This window comes from Streptomyces sp. NPDC097617 (assembly GCF_044761485.1).
Lineage (GTDB): Bacteria > Actinomycetota > Actinomycetes > Streptomycetales > Streptomycetaceae > Streptomyces.
The window spans coordinates 236,284-253,271 of record NZ_JBIWCL010000003.1; the positions used below are offsets into that span (position 1 = coordinate 236,284).

General features: G+C 66.6%; 27 protein-coding genes. All 27 read left to right on the forward strand.

The window, feature by feature from the left end; translation table 11 throughout:
* Positions 1 to 22 precede the first annotated feature (22 nt).
* The 27 genes from rplV (at position 23) to ACIQZO_RS07575 (ending at position 16,963) form a co-directional block, all read left to right on the forward strand.
* On the forward strand, positions 23 to 370 hold the full coding sequence (rplV, locus tag ACIQZO_RS07445) for a 50S ribosomal protein L22 (RefSeq protein ID WP_007265904.1): 348 nt from the start codon (positions 23 to 25) through the stop codon (positions 368 to 370).
* The gene (rpsC, locus tag ACIQZO_RS07450) at positions 370 to 1,212 is read left to right on the forward strand and encodes a 30S ribosomal protein S3 (protein ID WP_008739710.1); all 843 of its coding nucleotides are present in this window, start codon (positions 370 to 372) and stop codon (positions 1,210 to 1,212) included. The genes rplV and rpsC overlap by 1 nt, the downstream gene beginning before the upstream one ends.
* A gap of 5 nt (positions 1,213 to 1,217) precedes the next feature.
* Positions 1,218 to 1,637 (forward strand): 50S ribosomal protein L16, encoded by a 420-nt coding sequence (gene rplP, locus ACIQZO_RS07455; protein ID WP_112447745.1) that lies wholly within the window; start codon positions 1,218 to 1,220, stop codon positions 1,635 to 1,637.
* On the forward strand, positions 1,637 to 1,861 hold the full coding sequence (gene rpmC, locus ACIQZO_RS07460) for a 50S ribosomal protein L29 (protein ID WP_073912892.1): 225 nt from the start codon (positions 1,637 to 1,639) through the stop codon (positions 1,859 to 1,861). Before rplP ends, rpmC begins: the two co-directional genes overlap by 1 nt.
* On the forward strand, positions 1,861 to 2,142 hold the full coding sequence (gene rpsQ / locus ACIQZO_RS07465) for a 30S ribosomal protein S17 (protein WP_112447744.1): 282 nt from the start codon (positions 1,861 to 1,863) through the stop codon (positions 2,140 to 2,142). Before rpmC ends, rpsQ begins: the two co-directional genes overlap by 1 nt.
* Before the next feature lie 105 nt (positions 2,143 to 2,247).
* The gene (gene rplN, locus ACIQZO_RS07470; protein WP_008739701.1) at positions 2,248 to 2,616 is read left to right on the forward strand and encodes a 50S ribosomal protein L14; all 369 of its coding nucleotides are present in this window, start codon (positions 2,248 to 2,250) and stop codon (positions 2,614 to 2,616) included.
* Between the two features lie 2 nt (positions 2,617 to 2,618).
* On the forward strand, positions 2,619 to 2,930 hold the full coding sequence (gene rplX, locus ACIQZO_RS07475; protein ID WP_403621510.1) for a 50S ribosomal protein L24: 312 nt from the start codon (positions 2,619 to 2,621) through the stop codon (positions 2,928 to 2,930).
* The gene (rplE, locus tag ACIQZO_RS07480) at positions 2,930 to 3,481 is read left to right on the forward strand and encodes a 50S ribosomal protein L5 (protein WP_030388859.1); all 552 of its coding nucleotides are present in this window, start codon (positions 2,930 to 2,932) and stop codon (positions 3,479 to 3,481) included. The genes rplX and rplE overlap by 1 nt, the downstream gene beginning before the upstream one ends.
* Positions 3,482 to 3,486: 5 nt before the next feature.
* Positions 3,487 to 3,672, forward strand: a complete 186-nt coding sequence (locus ACIQZO_RS07485; RefSeq protein ID WP_003956452.1) for a type Z 30S ribosomal protein S14 — start codon at positions 3,487 to 3,489, stop codon at positions 3,670 to 3,672.
* A 223-nt stretch (positions 3,673 to 3,895) separates the two neighbouring features.
* The gene (rpsH, locus tag ACIQZO_RS07490; RefSeq protein WP_007265911.1) at positions 3,896 to 4,294 is read left to right on the forward strand and encodes a 30S ribosomal protein S8; all 399 of its coding nucleotides are present in this window, start codon (positions 3,896 to 3,898) and stop codon (positions 4,292 to 4,294) included.
* Between the two features lie 20 nt (positions 4,295 to 4,314).
* On the forward strand, positions 4,315 to 4,854 hold the full coding sequence (gene rplF / locus ACIQZO_RS07495) for a 50S ribosomal protein L6 (RefSeq protein WP_109778528.1): 540 nt from the start codon (positions 4,315 to 4,317) through the stop codon (positions 4,852 to 4,854).
* Positions 4,855 to 4,856: 2 nt separating this feature from the next.
* Complete coding sequence (rplR, locus tag ACIQZO_RS07500; RefSeq protein ID WP_008739696.1) at positions 4,857 to 5,240, forward strand: 50S ribosomal protein L18; 384 nt, start codon at positions 4,857 to 4,859, stop codon at positions 5,238 to 5,240.
* A gap of 45 nt (positions 5,241 to 5,285) precedes the next feature.
* Complete coding sequence (rpsE, locus tag ACIQZO_RS07505) at positions 5,286 to 5,888, forward strand: 30S ribosomal protein S5 (RefSeq protein ID WP_073912880.1); 603 nt, start codon at positions 5,286 to 5,288, stop codon at positions 5,886 to 5,888.
* Positions 5,888 to 6,070: a 50S ribosomal protein L30 gene (gene rpmD, locus ACIQZO_RS07510; RefSeq protein ID WP_053682614.1), complete on the forward strand. Its 183-nt coding sequence runs from the start codon at positions 5,888 to 5,890 to the stop codon at positions 6,068 to 6,070. The genes rpsE and rpmD overlap by 1 nt, the downstream gene beginning before the upstream one ends.
* 1 nt (position 6,071) lies before the next feature.
* Entirely contained in the window at positions 6,072 to 6,527 is a 456-nt protein-coding gene (rplO, locus tag ACIQZO_RS07515; protein WP_403621515.1) for a 50S ribosomal protein L15, read from the forward strand.
* A gap of 187 nt (positions 6,528 to 6,714) precedes the next feature.
* Complete coding sequence (gene secY / locus ACIQZO_RS07520) at positions 6,715 to 8,028, forward strand: preprotein translocase subunit SecY (protein WP_403621518.1); 1,314 nt, start codon at positions 6,715 to 6,717, stop codon at positions 8,026 to 8,028.
* Positions 8,028 to 8,675 carry an adenylate kinase gene (locus tag ACIQZO_RS07525; RefSeq protein WP_403621521.1) on the forward strand — a complete coding sequence of 216 codons (648 nt, stop codon included), beginning with the start codon at positions 8,028 to 8,030 and terminating at the stop codon, positions 8,673 to 8,675. Before secY ends, ACIQZO_RS07525 begins: the two co-directional genes overlap by 1 nt.
* 103 nt (positions 8,676 to 8,778) lie before the next feature.
* Positions 8,779 to 9,630 (forward strand): type I methionyl aminopeptidase, encoded by an 852-nt coding sequence (gene map / locus ACIQZO_RS07530; RefSeq protein WP_109778530.1) that lies wholly within the window; start codon positions 8,779 to 8,781, stop codon positions 9,628 to 9,630.
* Positions 9,631 to 9,768: 138 nt separating this feature from the next.
* Entirely contained in the window at positions 9,769 to 9,990 is a 222-nt protein-coding gene (gene infA, locus ACIQZO_RS07535) for a translation initiation factor IF-1 (protein ID WP_014047798.1), read from the forward strand.
* A 73-nt stretch (positions 9,991 to 10,063) separates the two neighbouring features.
* Complete coding sequence (rpmJ, locus tag ACIQZO_RS07540) at positions 10,064 to 10,177, forward strand: 50S ribosomal protein L36 (RefSeq protein WP_003956441.1); 114 nt, start codon at positions 10,064 to 10,066, stop codon at positions 10,175 to 10,177.
* Positions 10,178 to 10,377: 200 nt separating this feature from the next.
* Positions 10,378 to 10,758, forward strand: coding sequence for a 30S ribosomal protein S13 (rpsM, locus tag ACIQZO_RS07545; protein ID WP_069921529.1), 381 nt, complete (start codon positions 10,378 to 10,380; stop codon positions 10,756 to 10,758).
* Between the two features lie 54 nt (positions 10,759 to 10,812).
* A complete protein-coding gene (gene rpsK / locus ACIQZO_RS07550) occupies positions 10,813 to 11,217 on the forward strand; it encodes a 30S ribosomal protein S11 (RefSeq protein WP_003956432.1) in 405 nt (134 codons plus the stop codon).
* Positions 11,218 to 11,402: 185 nt separating this feature from the next.
* Positions 11,403 to 12,425: a DNA-directed RNA polymerase subunit alpha gene (locus ACIQZO_RS07555; RefSeq protein ID WP_008739666.1), complete on the forward strand. Its 1,023-nt coding sequence runs from the start codon at positions 11,403 to 11,405 to the stop codon at positions 12,423 to 12,425.
* A 105-nt stretch (positions 12,426 to 12,530) separates the two neighbouring features.
* Entirely contained in the window at positions 12,531 to 12,992 is a 462-nt protein-coding gene (rplQ, locus tag ACIQZO_RS07560) for a 50S ribosomal protein L17 (RefSeq protein ID WP_030154710.1), read from the forward strand.
* A 98-nt stretch (positions 12,993 to 13,090) separates the two neighbouring features.
* Complete coding sequence (truA, locus tag ACIQZO_RS07565; protein WP_403621526.1) at positions 13,091 to 13,942, forward strand: tRNA pseudouridine(38-40) synthase TruA; 852 nt, start codon at positions 13,091 to 13,093, stop codon at positions 13,940 to 13,942.
* Between the two features lie 33 nt (positions 13,943 to 13,975).
* A complete protein-coding gene (locus ACIQZO_RS07570; protein ID WP_403621529.1) occupies positions 13,976 to 15,604 on the forward strand; it encodes an ABC-F family ATP-binding cassette domain-containing protein in 1,629 nt (542 codons plus the stop codon).
* Positions 15,605 to 15,679: 75 nt separating this feature from the next.
* The gene (locus ACIQZO_RS07575) at positions 15,680 to 16,963 is read left to right on the forward strand and encodes a glycosyltransferase family 87 protein (protein ID WP_403621532.1); all 1,284 of its coding nucleotides are present in this window, start codon (positions 15,680 to 15,682) and stop codon (positions 16,961 to 16,963) included.
* The last annotated feature ends 25 nt before the right edge of the window (positions 16,964 to 16,988 follow it).

Consider the following 16,988-nt stretch of genomic DNA (forward strand, 5'->3'; position numbering starts at 1 on the left):
GACTTACACCGAAGGGACAACCATGGAAGCCAGGGCCCAGGCGCGGTACATCCGCGTCACGCCCATGAAGGCCCGCCGAGTGGTGGACCTTATCCGTGGCATGGATGCCACGGAGGCTCAGGCGGTCCTGCGTTTCGCCCCGCAGGCCGCGAGCGTGCCGGTTGGCAAGGTGCTTGACAGCGCCATTGCCAACGCTGCACACAACTACAACCACCCGGACGCCTCCACGCTGGTCATCAGCGAGGCGTACGTGGACGAGGGCCCGACCCTGAAGCGGTTCCGTCCGCGTGCGCAGGGCCGTGCCTACCGGATCCGCAAGCGGACCAGCCACATCACCGTGGTCGTCAGCAGCAAGGAAGGTTCCCGGTAATGGGCCAGAAGGTAAACCCGCACGGGTTCCGGCTCGGCATCACCACCGACTTCAAGTCGCGTTGGTACGCCGACAAGCTGTACAAGGACTACGTCAAGGAAGACGTCGCCATCCGCAGGATGATGACGTCCGGCATGGAGCGCGCCGGCATCTCGAAGGTTGAGATCGAGCGCACCCGTGACCGCGTGCGTGTGGACATCCACACCGCTCGTCCGGGCATCGTCATCGGCCGCCGTGGCGCCGAGGCCGACCGCATCCGCGGTGACCTCGAGAAGCTCACGGGCAAGCAGGTCCAGCTGAACATCCTCGAGGTCAAGAACCCCGAGCTCGATGCCCAGCTGGTTGCCCAGGCCGTTGCCGAGCAGCTCTCCTCCCGCGTCTCCTTCCGTCGCGCCATGCGTAAGAGCATGCAGGGCACGATGAAGGCCGGCGCCAAGGGCATCAAGATCCAGTGTGGCGGTCGTCTCGGCGGCGCCGAGATGTCCCGCTCCGAGTTCTACCGCGAGGGTCGTGTGCCGCTGCACACGCTGCGCGCGAACGTGGACTACGGCTTCTTCGAGGCCAAGACCACCTTCGGCCGTATCGGTGTGAAGGTCTGGATCTACAAGGGCGACGTCAAGAACATCGCCGAGGTTCGCGCCGAGAACGCTGCGGCCCGTGCGGGTAACCGCCCGGCCCGTGGCGCGCAGGGCGCTGGCGACCGTCCCGCCGGCCGTGGTGGCCGTGGTGGCGAGCGCGGCGGCCGTGGTGGCCGCAAGCCGCAGCAGGCTGCTGGTGCCGAGGCCCCCAAGGCCGACGCTCCCGCCGCCGCTCCGGCCGAGAGCACCGGAACGGAGGCCTGACCGACATGCTGATCCCTCGTAGGGTCAAGCACCGCAAGCAGCACCACCCGAAGCGCAGTGGTATGGCCAAGGGCGGTACTGAGGTCTCGTTCGGCGAGTACGGCATCCAGGCGCTGACCCCGGCGTACGTGACGAACCGCCAGATCGAGGCGGCTCGTATTGCGATGACCCGCCACATCAAGCGTGGCGGCAAGGTCTGGATCAACATCTACCCGGACCGCCCGCTGACGAAGAAGCCGGCCGAAACCCGCATGGGTTCCGGTAAGGGTTCTCCCGAGTGGTGGATCGCCAACGTGCACCCGGGCCGGGTCATGTTCGAGCTGTCCTACCCGAACGAGAAGATTGCTCGTGAGGCGCTCACCCGCGCTGCTCACAAGCTTCCGATGAAGTGCCGGATTGTTCGGCGCGAGGCAGGTGAGTCGTGATGGCGACGGGAACCAAGGCGTCCGAGCTGCGTGAGCTCGGCAACGAGGAGCTCGTTGGCAAGCTGCGCGAGGCCAAGGAGGAGCTGTTCAAGCTCCGCTTCCAGGCGGCCACGGGTCAGCTGGAGAACAACGGCCGGCTCAGGTCCGTCCGTAAGGACATCGCTCGCATCTACACCCTGATGCACGAGCGTGAGCTCGGTATCGAGACGGTGGAGAGCGCCTGATGAGCGAGAAGAACGTGACTGAGACGACTGACCGCGGCTTCCGCAAGACCCGTGAGGGTCTCGTCGTCAGCGACAAGATGGACAAGACCGTCGTCGTCGCTGTCGAGGACCGCGTGAAGCACGCCCTGTACGGCAAGGTCATCCGCCGTACGAACAAGCTCAAGGCTCACGACGAGCAGAACGCTGCCGGCGTCGGCGACCGCGTCATCATCATGGAGACGCGTCCGCTGTCGGCGAGCAAGCGCTGGCGCATCGTCGAGATCCTCGAGAAGGCCAAGTAATTATCTGAGGGGTTTCCCTCAGGTTCGTTCCGCCAGGCTCGGTGGGGGCGACGCTCTCCGGAGTGAAGCCCCCGCCGGGAACCGGCAGACAAACAGGAGATACACGTGATCCAGCAGGAGTCGCGACTGCGTATCGCCGACAACACTGGTGCCAAGGAAATCCTTTGCATCCGTGTTCTCGGTGGTTCCGGTCGCCGCTACGCGGGCATCGGTGACGTCATTGTCGCCACCGTCAAGGACGCGATCCCCGGTGGCAACGTGAAGAAGGGTGACGTCGTCAAGGCTGTCATCGTTCGCACCGTCAAGGAGCGTCGCCGCCAGGACGGCTCGTACATCCGCTTTGACGAGAACGCCGCCGTCATTCTGAAGAACGACGGCGACCCTCGCGGCACCCGTATCTTCGGCCCGGTGGGCCGTGAGCTGCGCGAGAAGAAGTTCATGAAGATCATCTCGCTCGCGCCGGAGGTGCTGTAAGCATGAAGATCAAGAAGGGCGACCTGGTCCAGGTCATCACCGGTAAGGACAAGGGCAAGCAGGGCAAGGTCATCGTTGCCTTCCCCGCCGACAACCGTGTCCTCGTCGAGGGTGTCAACCGGGTCAAGAAGCACACCAAGGCTGCGCAGAACCAGGCCGGTGGCATTGTGATCACCGAGGCCCCGGTCCACGTCAGCAACGTTCAGCTGGTTGTGGAGAAGGACGGCACGAAGGTCGTCACCCGCGTCGGCTACCGCTTCGACGACGAGGGCAACAAGATCCGCGTTGCCAAGCGGACGGGTGAGGACATCTGATGGCTACCACTCCGCGTCTCAAGACGAAGTACCGCGAGGACATCGCGGGCAAGCTGCGTGAGGAGTTCTCCTACGAGAACGTCATGCAGATCCCCGGCCTCGTGAAGATCGTGGTCAACATGGGTGTGGGCGACGCCGCCCGCGACTCCAAGCTGATCGACGGCGCCATCAAGGACCTGACGACGATCACCGGTCAGAAGCCGGCCGTCACGAAGGCCCGGAAGTCCATCGCGCAGTTCAAGCTGCGTGAGGGTCAGCCGATCGGCTGCCACGTCACCCTCCGTGGTGACCGCATGTGGGAGTTCCTGGACCGTACGCTGTCGCTCGCGCTGCCGCGTATCCGTGACTTCCGTGGTCTGTCGCCGAAGCAGTTCGACGGCCGTGGCAACTACACCTTCGGTCTCACGGAGCAGGTCATGTTCCACGAGATCGACCAGGACAAGATCGACCGTACCCGGGGTATGGACATCACCGTGGTCACCACGGCGACCAACGACGACGAGGGCCGTGCCCTCCTTCGTCACCTCGGCTTCCCCTTCAAGGAGGCGTAAGCGAGATGGCGAAGAAGGCTCTTATCGCGAAGGCTGCCCGTAAGCCCAAGTTCGGTGTGCGTGCGTACACCCGCTGCCAGCGCTGCGGTCGCCCCCACTCCGTGTACCGCAAGTTCGGCCTGTGCCGCGTGTGCCTTCGTGAGATGGCTCACCGTGGCGAGCTGCCGGGCGTGACCAAGAGCTCCTGGTAATTCACCCTCGTCCGTAAGGACTTGGGGAGTACCAGGCACTCTCGGTAAGCATCTGGACGGTGGGTGCCCAGCCGCGCATGCCTTAGGCTTGTGTGGTTGGGCGTCCGCCGCCCATAACGACTTACTACGCCGTAGGTCCCCGCACCGCACCCGTCCCGCCACTGAGTGGGGAGAGGGATGGCGCATACAGGAAACCCCGGCGAGAGAGGCCGAAGGCCACTTCATGACCATGACTGACCCGATCGCAGACATGCTCACGCGTCTGCGTAACGCTAACTCGGCGTACCACGACACCGTCGTGATGCCGCACAGCAAGATCAAGTCGCACATCGCAGAGATCCTCAAGCAGGAGGGTTTCATCACCGGCTGGAAGGTCGAGGACGCCGAGGTCGGCAAGAACCTCGTCCTCGAGCTGAAGTTCGGGCCGAACCGCGAGCGCTCCATTGCGGGCATCAAGCGGATCTCGAAGCCCGGTCTGCGCGTGTACGCGAAGTCCACCAACCTGCCGAAGGTCCTCGGCGGCCTGGGCGTGGCGATCATCTCCACGTCCCACGGTCTCCTGACCGGTCAGCAGGCAGGCAAGAAGGGCGTAGGTGGGGAAGTCCTCGCCTACGTCTGGTAGTCGGGAACGGAGGAAAAGCAATGTCGCGAATCGGCAAGCTCCCCATCCAGGTTCCCGCCGGTGTGGACGTCACCATCGATGGCCAGACGGTCGCCGTGAAGGGCCCCAAGGGCTCTCTCGCTCACACCGTCAAGGCGCCCATCGCAATCGTCAAGGGTGAGGACGGCGTTCTGAACGTCACCCGCCCGAACGACGAGCGTCAGAACAAGGCCCTGCACGGCCTGTCCCGCACGCTGGTGGCGAACATGATCACCGGTGTGACCACGGGATACGTCAAGGCTCTCGAGATCAGCGGTGTCGGTTACCGTGTCCTGGCGAAGGGCTCCAACCTGGAGTTCCAGCTGGGCTACAGCCACCCGATCCTGGTGGAGGCGCCCGAGGGCATCTCCTTCAAGGTCGAGTCGCCGACCAAGTTCTCGGTCGAGGGCATCGACAAGCAGAAGGTCGGCGAGGTCGCCGCCAACATCCGCAAGCTGCGGAAGCCCGACCCGTACAAGGCCAAGGGTGTCAAGTACGCCGGCGAAGTCATCCGCCGCAAGGTCGGAAAGGCTGGTAAGTAGCCATGGCATACGGTGTGAAGATCGCCAAGGGCGACGCGTACAAGCGCGCTGCCAAGGCCCGCCGCCACATCCGCATTCGCAAGAACGTGTCGGGTACGGCGGAGCGTCCGCGCCTCGTCGTGACGCGTTCGAACCGCAACATCGTTGCTCAGGTCATCGACGACCTCCAGGGTCACACCCTGGCGTCCGCGTCGACCCTGGACACCTCGATCCGCGGTGGCGAAGGCGACAAGAGCGCCCAGGCCCAGGCCGTCGGCGCGCTCGTCGCCGAGCGTGCGAAGGCTGCGGGAGTCGAGACCGTCGTGTTCGACCGCGGTGGCAACCGATACGCCGGGCGCATTGCCGCTCTGGCTGACGCCGCCCGCGAAGCCGGGCTGAAGTTCTAAGCCCCGGTTCCGGGACTAACGGACGTAACAGAGAGAGGTAATCCAATGGCTGGACCCCAGCGCCGCGGAAGCGGTGCCGGTGGCGGCGAGCGGCGGGACCGGAAGGGTCGCGACGGTGGCCCTGCCGCCGAGAAGACCGCTTACGTTGAGCGCGTTGTCGCGATCAACCGCGTCGCCAAGGTTGTCAAGGGTGGTCGCCGCTTCAGCTTCACCGCGCTGGTCGTGGTGGGCGACGGTGACGGCACTGTAGGTGTCGGTTACGGCAAGGCCAAGGAAGTTCCCGCGGCCATCGCCAAGGGTGTCGAGGAAGCCAAGAAGAGCTTCTTCAAGGTTCCGCGCATCCAGGGCACGATCCCTCACCCGATCACGGGCGAGCGTGCCGCGGGCGTCGTGCTCCTGAAGCCGGCTTCCCCCGGTACCGGTGTTATCGCCGGTGGTCCGGTGCGCGCCGTTCTGGAGTGCGCCGGCGTTCACGACATCCTGTCGAAGTCGCTCGGCTCTTCGAACGCGATCAACATCGTGCACGCGACCGTGGCGGCCCTCAAGGGCCTGCAGCGTCCCGAGGAGATCGCGGCTCGCCGTGGTCTGCCCCTCGAGGACGTCGCCCCCGCGGCTCTGCTTCGTGCACGTGCTGGGGCGGGTGCGTAATGGCTCGCCTCAAGATCACGCAGACGAAGTCGTACATCGGTAGCAAGCAGAACCACCGCGACACTCTGCGTTCGCTCGGGCTCAAGCGCCTGAACGACGTGGTCGTCAAGGAGGACCGCCCCGAGTTCCGCGGAATGGTGCAGACCGTCCGCCACCTCGTGACGGTTGAGGAGGTTGACTAACATGGCTGAGAACAGCCCGCTGAAGGCCCACAACCTCCGTCCCGCCCCCGGTGCCAAGACCGCGAAGACCCGTGTCGGTCGTGGTGAGGCGTCGAAGGGTAAGACGGCAGGTCGTGGTACCAAGGGCCAGAAGGCCCGTTACCAGATCCCGGTGCGCTTCGAGGGTGGGCAGATGCCCCTCCACATGCGCCTGCCGAAGCTCAAGGGCTTCAAGAACCCGTTCCGCACCGAGTTCCAGGTCGTGAACCTGGACAAGCTCGGCGCTCTCTACCCCGAGGGTGGAGAAGTCACGGTGGCCGACCTGGTCGCCAAGGGCGCGGTTCGCAAGAACAGCCTCGTCAAGGTCCTGGGCCAGGGCGAGATCTCCGTGGCGCTGCAGGTTTCGGTTGACGCCGTCTCCGCCTCCGCCAAGGAGAAGATCGCCGCTGCCGGCGGCACCGTCACCGAGCTCGTCTAAGACGATTTCAGTGGCTGAATAGCACGAAACCCGACCGGGGATGCCTCACATATGGGGCATCCCCGGTTGGTCGTTCCACGGAAGGCACACTCGCCGGTAAGGTGGCGTGCACCTTTGCTTTGTCGTATACGTCGATCCCTCAGACCGTCACCTCTGACGCAGTAGCGCGGGGGTCGCAGGAGGCACCGTGCTCACCGCGTTCGCCCGGGCGTTCAAGACGCCCGACCTGCGCAAGAAGCTGCTCTTCACGCTCGGCATCATCGTGCTGTTCCGGCTCGGGTCCCACATCCCGGTTCCCGGCGTGAGCTACAAGAACGTTCAGATCTGTGTCGACCAGGCAGGCAGCAGCAACGGGCTGTTCGGTCTGGTCAACATGTTCAGCGGCGGTGCGCTGCTGCAGATCACGATCTTCGCGCTCGGCATCATGCCCTACATCACGGCGAGCATCATTCTGCAGCTGCTGACCGTGGTCATCCCGAAGCTGGAGACCCTCAAAAAAGAGGGACAGTCCGGCACGGCGAAGATCACTCAGTACACGCGCTATCTGACGGTCGCGCTCGCGATCCTGCAGGGCACGGGCCTCGTCGCCACGGCCCGCACCGGTGCCCTGTTCCAGGGTTGCCAGGTCGCCAGCCAGATCGTCCCCGACCGGTCGATCTTCACCACGGTCGTCATGGTGGTCACCATGACCGCCGGTACCTGCGTCGTCATGTGGCTCGGTGAGCTCATCACCGACCGCGGCATCGGCAATGGCATGTCGATCCTCATGTTCATCTCGATCGCCGCCGGCTTCATCGGCGCCCTCTGGCAGATCAAGCTCCAGGGCAAGATCGCGGACGGCTGGGTCGAGTTCGGCGTCGTCATGCTGGTCGGCCTCGCGATGGTCGGCCTGGTGGTCTTCGTCGAGCAGGCGCAGCGCCGGATCCCGGTCCAGTACGCGAAGCGCATGATCGGCCGCCGTGCGTACGGCGGTACGTCGACCTACATCCCGCTCAAGGTGAACCAGGCGGGTATCATCCCCGTCATCTTCGCCTCGTCGCTGCTCTACATCCCGGCGCTGGTCGTGCAGTTCAGCGGGTCCACCGCGGGCTGGGCCACCTGGATCCAGAAGCACTTCGTCAAGGGCGACCACCCCTACTACATCGCGGTGTACTTCCTCCTGATCGTTTTCTTCGCGTTCTTCTACGTGGCGATCTCGTTCAACCCCGAGGAAGTTGCAGACAACATGAAGAAGTATGGTGGGTTCATCCCGGGTATCCGCGCCGGTCGACCCACCGCCGAGTACCTCAGCTACGTACTCAACCGGATCACCTGGCCGGGGTCGCTGTACCTGGGTCTCATCGCTCTTGTGCCGACGATGGCGTTGGCGGGCTTCGGAGCGAACCAGAACTTCCCGTTCGGCGGGACGAGCATCCTGATCATCGTGGGTGTGGGTCTGGAAACCGTGAAGCAGATCGAGAGCCAGCTCCAGCAGCGTAATTACGAAGGGTTCCTCCGCTGATGCGAATCGTCCTCGTTGGACCGCCCGGTGCCGGCAAGGGAACGCAGGCCGCGTTCCTTGCCAAGAACCTGTCGATTCCGCACATCTCCACGGGCGACCTGTTCCGGGCCAACATCAGCCAGGGCACCGAGCTGGGCAAGCAGGCGAAGGCGTTCATGGACGCCGGCGACCTGGTCCCCGACGAGGTGACCATCGGCATGGCGAAGGACCGTATGGAGCAGCAGGACGCCGTGAACGGCTTCCTGCTCGACGGTTTCCCGCGCAACGTCTCCCAGGCCGAGGCGCTCGACGTGATGCTGCAGGCCGAGGGCATGAAGCTCGACGCCGTCCTCGACCTGGAGGTCGAGGAGGACGAGGTCGTCAAGCGGATCGCCGGTCGCCGGATCTGCCGTAACGACTCCGCGCACGTCTTCCACGTGACGTACGCCCCGGCGAAGGCCGAGGGCGTCTGCGACACCTGTGGCGGCGAGCTCTACCAGCGCGGTGACGACTCCGAGGCCACGGTCCGCAACCGGCTGGAGGTCTACCACACGCAGACCGAGCCGATCATCGACTACTACAAGGCCCAGGGCCTGCTGGTGACCATCCCGGCCCTCGGTGAGGTCGCGGACGTCACGAAGCGCGCGATGGACGCCCTCAAGAAGTAGTCACCCTTTGTGTGCAGGTACGGCCGCGGTGTCCCCAGGGCATCGCGGCCGTACTGTTGAGAAGACCTGAACATCGCAGATCCGAAGGTGGAAGGCATTTCCCATGGTCCAGATCAAGACCCCCGAGCAGATCGCGAAGATGCGCGAGGCGGGGCTGGTCGTCGCCGCGATCCACGCTGCGACCCGTGAGGCGGCCGTGCCGGGCGCCACGACGCGGGATCTGGACATGGTGGCCCGCAAGGTCATCGCGGACGCCGGTGCCAAGTCGAACTTCCTCGGCTACGGCGGCTTCCCCGCGACCATCTGCACCTCGGTGAACGAGGTCGTCGTCCACGGCATCCCGGACGACAAGACCGTGCTCAAGGACGGCGACATCATCTCGATCGACGCCGGCGCGATCGTGGACGGCTGGCACGGCGACGCCGCGTACACCGCTTTCGTGGGTACCGGGCACGCCCCTGAGCTCGTCGAGCTGTCCCGGGTGACCGAGGAGTCCATGTGGGCCGGTATCGCCGCCATGAAGCTGGGCAACCGCCTCGTCGACATCTCCAAGGCGATCGAGACGTACATCAAGCGCCAGCCCCGCCCCACCACCGGTGAGCACAGCCTCGGCAAGTTCGGGATCATCGAGGACTACGGCGGCCACGGCATCGGGTCCGAGATGCACATGGACCCGCACCTGCTGAACTACGTCTCGCGCAAGCGGGGCAAGGGGATCAAGCTCGTCCCGGGCCTCTGCCTGGCGATCGAGCCCATGGTCTCCCTGGGCACCGCCCAGACGGAAGTGCTTTCGGACGACTGGACCGTCATCACCACCGACGGCACCTGGTCCTCGCACTGGGAGCACTCCATCGCGCTGACCGAGGCCGGCCCCATCGTCCTGACCAGCCCGGACTGCGGCAAGGCGAAGCTGGCGGAGTACGGAGTCACCACGGCTCCGGACCCTCTCGGTTAATGATCTAGACTTTGGGGCAAACTTTCCGGATTCGTCTTTCTGGGTGCCCTGACGTAGACTGACTCGTCGGCTCTCGTGCACTTCCATGCCTGCATGGCGCACTGAGCCGATCAAGGTAGCCGATTCGAAAGGCGAAGCGTGGCCAAGAAGCAAGGTGCCATCGAAATCGAGGGCACCGTGATCGAGTCCCTCCCGAACGCGATGTTCCGGGTGGAACTCCAGAACGGTCACAAGGTCCTCGCGCACATCAGCGGCAAGATGCGGATGCACTACATCCGCATCCTCCCGGATGACCGGGTCGTTGTGGAGCTGTCTCCGTACGACCTGACGCGTGGCCGGATCGTCTACCGATACAAGTAGATCTTGCTCTCACTCCTGCCTGGGCGTCCGTCCCGGTGCGGGTGGTGGCACTGACCCGGAGAACCTCACCAACATGAAGGTCAAGCCGAGCGTCAAGAAGATCTGCGACAAGTGCAAGGTGATCCGCCGTCACGGTCGGGTCATGGTCATCTGCGACAACCTGCGCCACAAGCAGCGCCAGGGCTGACGCACGCCGACCGACCTGCCTTCCGCAGTTCTTCGCGCGACGTAAGAAAACGTACATACGCAGAACCCGCCCAGCCCTGTACGGGGCCGGCGGCACCTCCGGCGGGGGCCGGGGACCCGGACGTACCATCACCCACTTTCGGGTGGTCGGCGGTCGGGGTCGGTTCTGCTGAAGACCCCCGAACACACAGGAGCCATTGAATGGCACGCGTTTCCGGTGTTGACATCCCGCGCGAAAAGCGCGTGGAGATCGCACTCACCTACGTCTTCGGTGTCGGTCGCACCCGGTCCAAGGAAATCCTTGCGGCCACCGGTGTGAACCCGAACACCCGCGTTCGTGACCTGGCCGAAGAGGACCTGGTCAAGATCCGCGAGTACGTGGACGCCAACCTCCGCACCGAGGGTGACCTCCGCCGCGAGATCCAGGGCGACATCCGCCGCAAGATCGAGATCCAGTGCTACCAGGGCATCCGCCACCGTCGTGGCCTGCCGGTGCACGGTCAGCGCACCAGCACCAACGCGCGTACCCGCAAGGGCCCGCGTCGCGCGATCGCCGGTAAGAAGAAGCCGGGCAAGAAGTAGTCCTGTTCAGCGGTCTTGCGCTGTAGGACCGACCACCTCCCGTAGGAGATTTAGATGCCCCCCAAGGGTCGTCAGGGCGCTGCCAAGAAGGTGCGCCGCAAGGAAAAGAAGAACGTCGCTCACGGGCACGCCCACATCAAGAGCACGTTCAACAACACCATCGTTTCGATCACCGACCCCTCGGGCAACGTGATCTCCTGGGCCTCCGCCGGCCACGTCGGCTTCAAGGGCTCGCGCAAGTCCACCCCCTTCGCCGCGCAGATGGCTGCCGAGTCGGCCGCCCGTCGCGCGCAGGAGCACGGCATGCGCAAGGTTGACGTCTTCGTCAAGGGTCCGGGCTCCGGCCGCGAGACCGCGATCCGCTCCCTCCAGGCCACTGGCCTCGAGGTCGGCTCGATCCAGGACGTCACCCCCACCCCGCACAACGGCTGCCGCCCGCCGAAGCGCCGCCGCGTCTGACGACTGCGGGACTTCTCGCTTCGTCGAATCGGGAAGCCGCGTCTTCTGATGCAGCGACGCCTGTGCGTCATTGAGTGTTCGGGCGGTACGAACCCCTTCGGGGGGACGTGCCGCCCGTACCCTTGCTGTACGTAGTGCCCGTCGGACGTCAAATAGTGGGCGTCCACGACTGAAGGAACACAGACATGCTTATCGCTCAGCGTCCTTCGCTGACCGAAGAGGTCGTCGACGAGTACCGCTCGCGGTTCGTGATCGAGCCGCTGGAGCCGGGCTTCGGTTACACCCTCGGTAACTCCCTGCGCCGCACCCTCCTGTCCTCCATCCCGGGTGCCGCTGTCACCAGCATCCGCGTGGACGGCGTCCTGCACGAGTTCACCACCGTGCCGGGTGTCAAGGAAGACGTCACCGACATCATCCTCAACATCAAGCAGCTGGTCGTCTCCTCGGAGCACGACGAGCCGGTCGTGATGTACCTGCGCAAGCAGGGTCCCGGCCTGGTCACCGCTGCTGACATCGCGCCCCCGGCCGGTGTCGAGGTGCACAACCCGGACCTGGTCCTCGCCACGCTCAACGGCAAGGGCAAGCTGGAGATGGAGCTGACCGTCGAGCGCGGTCGCGGCTACGTCTCCGCCGTCCAGAACAAGCAGCTGGGCCAGGAGATCGGTCGCATCCCGATCGACTCCATCTACAGCCCGGTCCTCAAGGTCACCTACAAGGTCGAGGCGACCCGAGTCGAGCAGCGCACCGACTTCGACAAGCTGATCGTCGACGTCGAGACCAAGCAGGCCATGCGCCCGCGCGACGCCATGGCGTCCGCCGGTAAGACCCTGGTCGAGCTGTTCGGTCTGGCGCGCGAGCTCAACATCGACGCCGAGGGCATCGACATGGGCCCGTCGCCGACGGACGCGGCCCTGGCCGCTGATCTCGCCCTGCCGATCGAGGAGCTCGAGCTCACCGTTCGGTCGTACAACTGCCTCAAGCGCGAGGGCATCCACTCCGTGGGTGAGCTCGTCGCCCGTTCCGAGGCCGACCTGCTCGACATCCGCAACTTCGGTGCGAAGTCGATCGACGAGGTCAAGGCGAAGCTGGCCGGCATGGGCCTGGCCCTCAAGGACAGCCCGCCCGGATTCGACCCGACCGCCGCCGCCGACGCCTTCGGCGCCGACGACGACGCGGACGCCGGTTTCGTCGAGACCGAGCAGTACTGAGAACTCGTGGGGGGGCTCACGCCCCCCACGCCCCCTCTTGCAACCGCTTGAGGGAACTGACACCGGTACCTGACACGGCCGGTGCAGATATGAAGGAGTAACACCATGCCGCGTCCCGCAAAGGGTGCCCGTCTGGGCGGCTCCGCCGCGCACGAGAAGCACCTTCTCGCGAACCTCGCGAAGGCGCTCTTCGAGCACGGCCGCATCACCACCACCGAGGCCAAGGCCCGCCGCCTGCGTCCCTACGCCGAGCGTCTGGTCACCAAGGCCAAGAAGGGCGACATCCACAACCGTCGCCTGGTGCTGCAGACGATCACGGACAAGAGCATCGTGCACACGCTGTTCACCGAGATCGCCCCGCGCTACGAGAACCGCCCCGGTGGTTACACGCGCATCACCAAGATCGGCAACCGTCGTGGCGACAACGCCCCGATGGCCGTGATCGAGCTGGTCGAGGCCCTTACGGTCGCCCAGCAGGCCACCGGTGAGGCCGAGGCCGCCACCAAGCGCGCGGTCAAGGAGGCGGAGGCTGTCGAGACCCCCGCCGAGGAGACCAAGGAGGCCTGATCCCCCGGGATCACGCTTGCTTGAACGGCTCTGAACGGGCCCGCCCCCTTCCGGGGCGGGCCCGTTCTGCATATGGGTGTTCTGAGAGGATCGGTCACGTGAGTGACGAGGTGGAGCCCGGGCACGTCCGGGTGCGGCTGGACCTGAGCTACGACGGCAAGGACTTCTCCGGCTGGGCGAAGCAGCGCGTGCTGCGGACCGTCCAGGGCGAGCTGGAGTCCGCCCTGCAGACCGTGATGCGGCTGTCCGACCCGGTCGAGCTGACCGTGGCCGGGCGGACCGACGCGGGGGTGCACGCCCGCGGTCAGGTCGCGCAGTTCGACCTCGCCGAGGAGGTGTGGGCCGAGCACCACGACAAGCTGCTGCGCCGTCTCGCGGGCCGGCTGCCGCACGACGTACGGGTGTGGAAGGTCGCCGAGGCCCCGGAGGGCTTCAACGCGCGCTTCTCGGCCGTCTGGCGCCGCTACGCCTACCGCGTCGGCGATCACCAGGGCGGCGTGGACCCGCTGCGCCGCGGGCACGTGCTGTGGCACCAGTGGCCGCTCGACGTGGACGCCATGAACGAGGCGGCCGCCCAGCTGCTCGGCGAGCACGACTTCGCCGCGTACTGCAAGAAGCGCGAGGGCGCCACGACCATCCGCACGCTCCAGCAGCTCAGCTGGGAGCGCGCCGAGGACGGCGTCATCACCGCGACCGTCCGCGCCGACGCCTTCTGCCACAACATGGTCCGCTCGCTGGTCGGCGCCCTGCTGCACGTCGGGGACGGACACCGGCCCACCGACTGGCCCGGCAAGGTGCTGGCCGCCGGCGTACGGGACTCCTCGGTGCACGTGGTCAAGCCGCACGGGCTGACCCTGGAGGAGGTCGGCTACCCGGCGGACGAGCTGCTGGCCGCCCGCAGCAAGGAAGCGCGCAACGTGCGGACCCTGCCGGGCGCCGGCTGCTGCTAATCCGTTTGGGCGGATCGGCGCGGGACCTGGACAATGCCCGGCATGGGACATCTCGAAGCCAGCCACCTGGAGTACTACCTTCCCGACGGGCGGGTACTGCTCCCCGACGTCTCCTTCCGGGTGGGGGAGGGGTCGGTCGTCGCCCTGGTCGGGGCGAACGGGGCCGGCAAGACCACGCTGCTGAAGATGATCTCCGGTGAGCTCCAGCCGCACGGCGGCGCGGTCACCGTCAGCGGCGGGCTCGGCGTCATGTCCCAGTTCGTGGGCTCCGTGCGGGACGAGACGACCGTGCGCGACCTGCTGGTCTCCGTGGCACAGCCCCGGATCCGGGAGGCCGCGAAGGCCGTGGACCGGGCCGAGCAGCTGATCCTGACGGTGGACGACGAGGCCGCCCAGATGGCGTACGCGCAGGCGCTCAGCGACTGGGCCGACGTCCAGGGCTACGAGGCGGAGACCCTGTGGGACGTCTGCACGATGGCCGCACTGGCCATCCCGTACGACAGCGCGCAGTTCCGCGAGGTGCGCACGCTGTCGGGCGGTGAGCAGAAGCGGCTCGTGCTGGAGGCGCTGCTGCGCGGGCCGGACGAGGTACTGCTGCTCGACGAGCCGGACAACTACCTCGACGTCCCCGGCAAGCGGTGGCTGGAGGACCAGCTCAAGGCCACCCGCAAGACGGTGCTCTTCGTCTCGCACGACCGGGAGCTGCTGACCCGGGCCGCCGAGAAGATCATCAGCCTGGAGGCGAGCCCGATGGGCTCCGACGTGTGGGTGCACGGGTCGGGCTTCGACACGTACCACGAGGCCCGCAAGGAGCGCTTCGCGCGCTTCGAGGAGCTCAAGCGGCGCTGGGACGAGGAGCACGCGCGGCTCAGGGCGCTGGTGCTGCGACTGCGCAATCAGGCCGCGAGCAGCCCGGACATGGCCTCGCGGTACCGGGCGATGCAGACCCGCTTCCAGAAGTTCGAGGAGGCCGGCCCGCCGCCGGAGCCGCCGCGCGAGCAGGACATCCGGATGCGGCTCAAGGGCGGGCGTACGGGCGTACGCGCGCTGACCGTGGAGAACCTGGAGCTCACCGGCCTGATGCAGCCCTTCTCCCTGGAGGTCTTCTACGGCGAGCGGGTCGCGGTGCTGGGCTCGAACGGCTCGGGCAAGTCCCACTTCCTGCGGCTGATGGCGGGCGAGGACGTCAAGCACACGGGCACCTGGAAGCTGGGCGCACGGGTGGTTCCCGGCCATTTCGCGCAGACGCACGCGCACCCGGAGCTCTTCGGGCGCACGCTCGTGGACATCCTGTGGACGGAGAGCGCGATGCCGCTCGGCGCGGCCATGGGCGCCCTGCGCCGGTACGAGCTGGAGCGCCAGGGGGACCAGCCGTTCGAGCGCCTCTCGGGCGGTCAGCAGGCGCGTTTCCAGATCCTGCTGCTGGAGCTGGCGGGCACGACGGCGCTGCTCCTGGACGAGCCGACGGACAACCTGGACCTGGAGTCCGCGGAGGCCCTGCAGGACGGGCTGGAAGCGTACGAGGGCACTGTGCTGTGCGTCACGCACGACCGGTGGTTCGCGCGCACATTTGACCGTTACCTGGTCTTCGGTTCGGACGGTGTTGTGCGGGAGACTCAGGAACCCGTCTGGGACGAACGTAGAGTCGAGCGCAAGCGCTAGGGGTAGGGGGAGACCGTCACCCCCTCGGTGGAGTGAGGGGCAGGCGTCGTGGGGCTGCGGCCTAGCATCTGGCTGATGAAGTGGGAGAACCAGGGCTCCGGGGGCCGGAGCACCGGGGGCGGGCCCTTCGGGAACCGGCTGGTCGACTGGCTGATGCAGCCGGCCGCCCGCTCCTGGCGGGTCGTCTCCCTCGCGGTGCTCCTCGGGATCGCCGTCTCCACGAGCCTGCGGGCGAACTGGGGCTCCGACAACGCCTTCGTGGTCAAGGCCGCGGAGACGCTCCTGGCGGGCGGGTCCCCGTACGAGGACAAGCGCTTCCTCTACCTGCCCAGCGCCGTGATCATGGCGGTGCCGGAGGCGATGCTGCCGCACGAGGTGCTGCGGTGGCTGCTGCCGGTCGTGATGTCGGGGCTGCTGGGCGTGGGCTGGCTGGCGTCGCTGCGGTTGTTCTCGATACCGCTGCGCTCGCGCTTCGCGGTCGGCGGTTTCGCGGTGTTCGCCCTCGCCTACAAGCCGTACGTGAACCTCGTGCTGATCGGCAACTGGACCGCCATCTCGGCGGCCGCGCTGCCGGTGGCGCTGCTGCTCGCGCACCGGCGTTCGTGGGGCACGGCCGGGCTGGTGGTGGGTCTCGCCATCGCGTGCAAGCCCATGCTGGTGCCGATCGGGCTGCTGTTCCTGATCGCCCGGCGGTGGCGGGGGCTGGCCGCGGCGGTGCTGGTGCCGCTGGGGTTCTCGCTGGCCGGTGCGCTGATGATGCCGAGCCCGTCGCTGTTCTTCACCAAGACCCTGCCGTTCCTGCTCAAGGGGCAGGACGCGTACGCGCTGCCCTGGGACGCCTCGCCGATCGCGGTGCTGCCGCGGCTGGGGGTGCCGGAGCCGGTGGCGGTGGCGGTGGCCTTCGCGGGCGCCGGAGCCGGGCTGTGGGGCGCCTGGCGGCGCTGGCGGCGGCCGGACGAGCGCGACGGGGGGCAGCTGCGGCTGGTCGAGACGGCCTGCATGGTGATGCTCGCCGCATTCCTGGTCTCCCGTCCCTCCTTCGACCACTACCTCCTGGTGGTGCTGCCGCTGCTGCTGGCCTCGGGGGTGCGGCCCGGCTCGATGCCCCGCTCGCCCTGGTTCTGGCTGGCCCTGGCGCCCCAGGTGGCGCTGATCCCGTGGCCCTCGGAATTGGCCCACAAGAGGCGTGCTTTCAAGGACTGCGCCACCCTGTGCGGGCTCGCGATTGTGCTGGGGCGTCGTGCACTGCGCCCCGGGCGGGTTACTCTGGTTCCCGTAACAACTACGGGGTCCCCACTCAGGACCGAACCGGAGTGCGCCGCGACGCCGACTGAATCGGCATCGCGGACCGCGTTTTGACCCGTAAGGGTCTGCTTGGGTATCC